Annotated in this window: 6 protein-coding genes; all 6 read left to right on the forward strand. The window is 32.6% G+C overall.

Features of this window, described 5'->3' with window-relative positions; all coding sequences use genetic code 11:
- The first annotated feature begins 180 nt into the window (after positions 1 to 180).
- Positions 181 to 1,539, forward strand: a complete 1,359-nt coding sequence (locus B6S12_RS04290; protein WP_245892522.1) for a TolC family protein — start codon at positions 181 to 183, stop codon at positions 1,537 to 1,539.
- A 2-nt stretch (positions 1,540 to 1,541) separates the two neighbouring features.
- Entirely contained in the window at positions 1,542 to 2,816 is a 1,275-nt protein-coding gene (locus tag B6S12_RS04295) for an efflux RND transporter periplasmic adaptor subunit (protein ID WP_111229578.1), read from the forward strand.
- Positions 2,813 to 3,502 (forward strand): ABC transporter ATP-binding protein, encoded by a 690-nt coding sequence (locus B6S12_RS04300; protein ID WP_111229579.1) that lies wholly within the window; start codon positions 2,813 to 2,815, stop codon positions 3,500 to 3,502. Before B6S12_RS04295 ends, B6S12_RS04300 begins: the two co-directional genes overlap by 4 nt.
- Complete coding sequence (locus tag B6S12_RS04305) at positions 3,499 to 4,716, forward strand: ABC transporter permease (protein ID WP_111229580.1); 1,218 nt, start codon at positions 3,499 to 3,501, stop codon at positions 4,714 to 4,716. The genes B6S12_RS04300 and B6S12_RS04305 overlap by 4 nt, the downstream gene beginning before the upstream one ends.
- An 87-nt stretch (positions 4,717 to 4,803) precedes the next feature.
- Positions 4,804 to 6,099 carry a methyl-accepting chemotaxis protein gene (locus tag B6S12_RS11660; protein WP_281267881.1) on the forward strand — a complete coding sequence of 432 codons (1,296 nt, stop codon included), beginning with the start codon at positions 4,804 to 4,806 and terminating at the stop codon, positions 6,097 to 6,099.
- 69 nt (positions 6,100 to 6,168) lie between these two features.
- Positions 6,169 to 6,893: cache domain-containing protein (locus tag B6S12_RS04315; protein WP_181450951.1), on the forward strand; the 725-nt coding region annotated here is incomplete at its 3' end.

Below are 6,893 nucleotides of genomic sequence, written 5' to 3' on the forward strand. Positions count from 1 at the left end.
TCCTTAATTTTTGCATGAAAATTGATAATTTGCTGTATTCTAGCATTAATTTGTTTTATTCTAAATAAAATAATTTTTGCATTTTTGTTAAGCAAAAATAGAAGAAAATAAAGTTCTTTTTATGCTAGCTTCACAAATTTATATTATAATGGTATTAGTTAAATGGAATTAAGGATTGTCTTGGTTATAAGATGGATAGTTTTTATTTTATTTTTTTTGGTAGGTTGTGCGAAAATTCCACAAAATAAGGAATTGGTGCAAAATTTACCCATAGACTTTAATAATCAAAAGTTAATACCTATTGCAGATTTTAGCACTCTTGCTACACCTAAAGAACAGTTAGAAATTATTTTGCAAGATGAAAATTTAAGCAATCTTTATGCAATAGGAATTGCCAATAATTTAGATTTGGCAATTATGCAAAGTAGGATTTTACAGGCACAAAGCTCTTTAAAAATGGCTTTTAGTGAGCTTTTTCCAAAAGTAGATGGAACAATATCAGGTTCTAAAAATAATACAAATTATAATTTTACTTCGCAAGTGGGGGCAAATCTCTCATGGGAGCTAGATATTTTTGGTAAAAACAGGGCAGCAAGTAATTCTAAAGAATCTCTTTATCAAAAAAGCATAGAAGACTTTAAAGCTACACAAATTACTTTGCTTAGTGATATTACAAGCATGTATTTTAATCTACAAGAATATGCATTAAATATTAAACTTACACAAGAAAATATTATGCATTATATGCAAGTTTTAGAACTAACACGCCTTAAAGTAGAAAATGGTTTGTTAGATAGCACGGAAGTTTTTACTAAGCAGGATTTATTAACCAATGAGCAAAATACACTAGAAGCTTTAAAAATGCAGTTTGAAGAAACCAAAAATGCTCTTTTGGTGCTTTTAAATTTAAAAACTCTACCACTTAGCTTTGAAAAAGAATTTAACTTTAAGGAAGAATTTGCATTTTCTTATGAAAAAATACCTTCTAATGCAATATTGTCTCGCCCTGATATCCGTGCTAATATTTTTCTTTTGCATTCGCAAATTTATACCAAGCAATCTGCTTTTAGCTCCCTTTTTCCCATACTTTCTTTAAGTGGAAATGTGAGTGAAATTTTACAAGGAAGCCAAAATGTTGCTTGGAATCTTGCAAGTTCGCTTAGTGCACCTTTATTAAATAGAACACAGCTAACACAAAATTATTTTTTGCAAGATGCGATTTTAAAAGAAACTTATCTTAATTTACAAAAGACTTTAGATACAGCTTTTTTTGAAATTGAAAATGCACTTTTTAATTTAAAAAATATGCAACTTCAAATGCAAAATAATAAAATCCGTCTTAATAATGCAAAAGAATATTTTACCTTTTCGCTTAATCGTAGAAGTATTGGACTTATTGATGAGTTAGAATTCCAAGAAAATTATGCTTCTTATAATAATTCTAAAAAAAGCCTCAATACTTCACAGAATTCACAAATTCAAGCACTTATTGGCTTGTTTAAAGCAATGGGTGGAAATCTTTATATTGCTAAGGAGTAAAAATGATAAGCACACAAGAAATTCTAAAAAATCTTAACCCTAAGAAAAATTATAAAAAAATTTTTGCAATTTGGGGGATTGTTTTATTTATTTTTTTAGTAATTTTTGGTGTGATTTATTATTTTAAAACTAAAGAACCTCCCATTATCTATCAAACACAGTCAGTAACAAGGGGCAATATTACAAGCACTATTTCTGCTAATGGAACTCTTTCACCTACTAATGAAATTGCTATTGGTTCGGTAATTTCAGGGATAGTTTTAGAAGTTTTTGTAGATGTGAATGATAGGGTAAAAAAAGGGCAAGTTTTAGCACAAATTGATAGTGAGAGCATTGAGCAAAATTTATATAAATTCCAAGCACAGCTAGGGAGTGCAAAAGCCCAGTTAAAAAGCTCACAAGTAACTTTAAATGAAAAAAAATGGAAATATGAGCAATACAAAAATCTTTATGAAAAAACAGGAGGCAAAACTCCATCTATTTTAGAGCTTGAGAGCACAAAAAGTGAATATAATGCTGCTTTAAGCGATGTGGAGCTAAAAAAAGCCTCTATTAAAGAGATTGAAACTTCCATAGCTTCTACAGAAGTGGATTTGCGAAATTCTAAAATCACAACCCCTATTGATGGTGTGATTTTAAAGCGTTCTATTGATGTTGGGCAAAGTGTGGCTGCTTCTTTTCAAGCTCCAGAGTTTTTTATTGTTGCAGAGAGTTTAGAAGAAATGGAGCTTAATGCTAGCATTAGTGAAGCAGATATTGGAAAAGTAAAAGAAGGGCAAAAGGTAAGCTTTAGCGTAGATTCTTATCCTAATAAAACTTTTAGTGCAGTGGTGGATAGAGTTAATTTTGGATCAAATTCTTCTAGTAGCACCACTTCTAGCACAAGCACAAGTTCTAGCACAAGTTCTATTGTAAGTTATGAAACAAGAATATATGTAGATAATAAAGATCTTCTTTTGCGTCCAGGTATGAGTGCAACAGCAGATATTGAAGTAGCAAGTGCTAAAGATGTGCTTTTAGTGCCTACAAGCGCACTTTATTATACGCCAAAAACCACACAAACAGAAAAAAAAGGTGCAAGTTTTAGCTTTTTTAAGCGTCCAAGAACAAAGCAACCTAATTTGCAAAAAAATGTTAATTCGTCCGTGTGGGTTTTAGAAAAAGATAATATACGCCAAATTAGCGTAGAGGTAGGAATTAGTAACGGAGAATTTACGCAAGTTAGCAGTGAGGAGTTAAAAGAGCAAATGCTTGTAGTTACTGGACAGAGTTTATGAGTTTTATCCAGCTTATTAATATCCATAAAATCTATGGTAAAGCTCCTAATGCTTTTGAAGCATTAAAAGGGGTGAATTTGCAAATAGATGAGGGTGAGTTTGTCGCACTTATGGGGCCTAGTGGGAGCGGTAAATCTACAATGGCAAATATTTTGGGTTGTCTTGATAGTCCTAGTAGTGGTATTTATGATTTTTGTGGAGTGAATGTAAGTTTGCTTAATCTTAAACAAAAGGCATTGCTTAGACGCCATTATATTGGCTTTATTTTTCAAGGATTTAATTTATTGCCTAGAACAACAGCATTGGAAAATGTAGAGCTTCCTTTGCTTTACCGTCAAGTTCCCAAAAAAGAAAGAATGCGATTATCTATGGAGGCTTTAGAAATGGTAGGTTTGGAGAAATGGTATAACCATAGCTCCAATGAGCTTAGTGGAGGACAGCAACAAAGGGTAGCTATTGCTAGAGCGATTGCCTCTAAGCCACTTTTTTTATTAGCAGATGAGCCAACAGGAAACTTAGATACTAAAAGAAGTATAGAGATTATGGAGATTTTAAGCAATTTAAATAAAGAGAGTAAAATTACTATTTTAATGGTAACCCATGAAAGTGAGATGGCAAAATATGCTAAAAGGGAAATAGTATTTTTAGATGGTAATGTGAAATCAGATACTAAGGAAAAGTTATGATTTTGAATGCTTTTTTCTTGGCTTTTAGGCAAATTAGAAGGAATTTTATTAGGGCGATTTTAACAATGCTTGGTGTGATTATTGGTGTAGGGGCTGTGATTATTATGATTACTTTAGGGAATGGCACTACACAAGTAATTACTAAGCAAATGAGTAGTTTGGGGAGTAATATTTTGCTAATTTTTCCAGCACGCGATCAAAGTGCAGGGGGAGGAGCAAGAAAGCAATTTATGTTGCAAGATGCAAGTTCTTTGAAGCTCCAAATGGGAAATTTAGTAAAAGCAGTAGCTCCCATTAGCACAAGTGCAGTTTTGGCACAATTCCGTCAAAATAACACCCAAACACAAATTCAAGGCATAGATGCAGATTATTTTATAGCAACAGATTGGAAATTAGCTTTAGGTAGGGCTTTTAATAAAGAGGAGTATAGGGCAGGGAGCAATGTTTGCATTATAGGAAAAAGTGTTTCTAAGAATCTTTTTGGCTTGAATTCTTCTCCTTTGGGCTCTAGGATTAGACTAAGTTCCATAGTATGTGATGTGATAGGTGTGTTAGAAACAAAAGGGCAGGGTGCTATGGGAAATGATCAAGATGATGTGATTTTAATGCCTTTAAAAGCTTACCAAAGAAGTATTTCAAAAAGCGATTCGCTTTATAATATTGGTCGTCTTATGGTTTCTTTAAAAGATGGTGTGGATTCCACTTATGCTACACAGGTTGCTACACAATCTTTGCAAAATATTAGGAAAATTAGAGAGGGACAAAAAAATGATTTTGAGATTATGGATACTAAACAAATTATAGAGATTATGAAAAGCACAACAGCAAATTTAACGCTATTTTTAGGGGCGATTGCAGGAGTGAGTTTGATTGTTGGAGGGATTGGGATTATGAATGTGATGCTTGTATCCATTACAGAAAGAACAAGAGAAATAGGGACAAGACTGGCAATAGGGGCTATGCAGAGTGAGGTATTATTACAATTTTTAATAGAAGCTTTAACTCTTAGTTCATTAGGGGGGGTTATTGGGATTATTTTAGCATTTTTTGGTTCTCTAGGTATTACATATTTACTCAATATTCCTTTTTTGTTTGATTATACAATTGCCTTAATTGCTTTCTTTTTCTCGGCATTTATCGGTATTTTATTTGGTTATTTACCTGCTAGGAAGGCATCTTGCCTTAATCCAATAGAGGCTTTAAGGCATGAATGAGTAAAACATTTTTATTTTATGTTTTTTTTAAATTTTTATTGTTAAAATAAGCTTATACATAAATTTAACACAAGAGAGGAATTTTTAATGTTTGGTTCTAAAAGTGCTACAAAGCAAGGTAATCAGGTTCCGGTGCATTTCATAGATAGTGAGCGTAAGGTGATTGCTATTAATAAATCAATGGCAGTTATTGAATTTACTCCAGATGGCACTATTTTAGATGCAAATGAAAATTTTCTAAAGACAGTTGGCTATACTCTGAATGAGATTAAGGGAAAACACCATGAGATTTTTTGTCAAAAAGAGCTTGTAGAGTCTAAAGCTTATGCAGATTTTTGGAGGACTTTACAGAGTGGGCAGTTTGTCTCGCATCTTTTTAAGCGTGTCAAGAAAAATGGGGATATTGTTTGGCTTGAAGCAAATTATAATCCTATATTTGATGATAATCATCAAGTAATTAAAGTAATTAAGTTTGCTTCAGATATTACAGATAGAATTAATGAGCAAATGGATTTAAAAAATATTTTATCTGCTGCTAATAAGTCTATGGCTATTATTTCTTTTACTCCAGATGGGACAATTTTGGAGGCTAATGAAAATTTTCTAAAAACAGTTAAGTATTCATTAGATGAGATTAAAGGGAAACACCATAGAATTTTTTGCCAAAGCGAATTTACAAATTCTAGCGAGTATGGAGAGTTTTGGAAAAAGCTTCAAAACGGGGAATTTGTGTCAGGAACTTTTATACGCGTAGATAGAGATGGAAAGATTATTTGGCTAACAGCTAGTTATAATCCCGTATTTGATGGTGAGGGTAAGGTTTATAAGGTTATTAAATTTGCTACAGATATTACAGCTCAAAAAGCAAAAGAAGAGCAAAGCTTGCAAATTGTAACAGAGGGTGTTAATGAGAATAGTGCTCTTACAAATCAAGGGCGCGATATTATTGAAAAAACTGTAGAAAATATTCAAGAAATTGCTTCTATTATGCAAGAGAGTTCAGAAAAAGTAGAGCAGTTAAATCGCCAAAGCGAAGAGATTACTTCAGTGGTTCAAACCATTAAAGATATTGCAGATCAAACAAATTTACTAGCATTAAATGCAGCTATTGAAGCAGCAAGAGCAGGAGAGCATGGAAGAGGGTTTGCAGTAGTAGCAGATGAGGTTAGGAAACTAGCAGAACGCACAGCAAAATCAATCACAGAAATTACAATGACAATTAATACTATTAAAGATGAAACAAGTCAAGTGGTGGATAAAACGCAATATAGCATTCAAAAAGTTAATAGTAGTGTAGAATTAGCTGATGAAGCTAAAATCTTTATGGAAAAAATCCAAGAAAGTGCAAACAGTCTTGTAGCTAAAATTTCACAACAAGATTGATTTAAATAAGCAAGTTTTTCTTGCTTGTTGTTGTGGGGGTGGGAAATATTTTAGTATAAGGAAATTTGGGTGAGTAGTATAAAAATTAAAGCTTCATTAATTGCTAATTTCATAGCTATTGTTTGTTTATTGCTTTTGGGTGTGATTACATTTGTTTTTGTTAAAGAAAGCCTTTTTGAAGCTTCTAGGGAAGCAGAAACTAATTATGTGAAAATGGCACAAAATGCAATCATAGATTTTGAAAAAGAGAATATTGCAAGTCTGCAAAAATTAAAAGAATATATATCGCAACTGCCTTATGACAAAATCAATACTTTAGAAGGTATGCAAGAAAACTTAGGAGCTTTTTTAAAGGCTTATAGGGACTCAAAAGATTATTTAGGTGTTTATATCGCGCATCCTAGCGGAGAGATTGTGGTGAATGATATGGAGGCGGATAAAGCAGGTGTGAATACTGTTGTTTTTGGTGCTAAAGATGATTATGATGCAAGAACTAGAGATTGGTTTATTGAGGCAAAGAAAAAAGAGGGAATTTATGTAAGTGATTCTTATATAGACATCACTTCTAAACAGCCTACTTTTACCTATTCTAGTGCGATTTACAAGGATGGAAAATTTGTAGGCGTTTTGGCTATTGATGTGCTTGTAAGTTCTTTGCAAGAACGCTTTAAGCAAACCCCAGGTCGCGTCTTTGCCTTTGATGCTAACACTCAAGTTTTTGCTTCTAATGATCCTACTCTTATTGGAGGTAAAGAAGGAGAAATTAATCCCGCTATTAAAACTGTTTCAGAACT

This window comes from Helicobacter valdiviensis, assembly GCF_003245365.1.
In the GTDB taxonomy this organism is placed as follows: Bacteria; Campylobacterota; Campylobacteria; order Campylobacterales; family Helicobacteraceae; genus Helicobacter_D; species Helicobacter_D valdiviensis.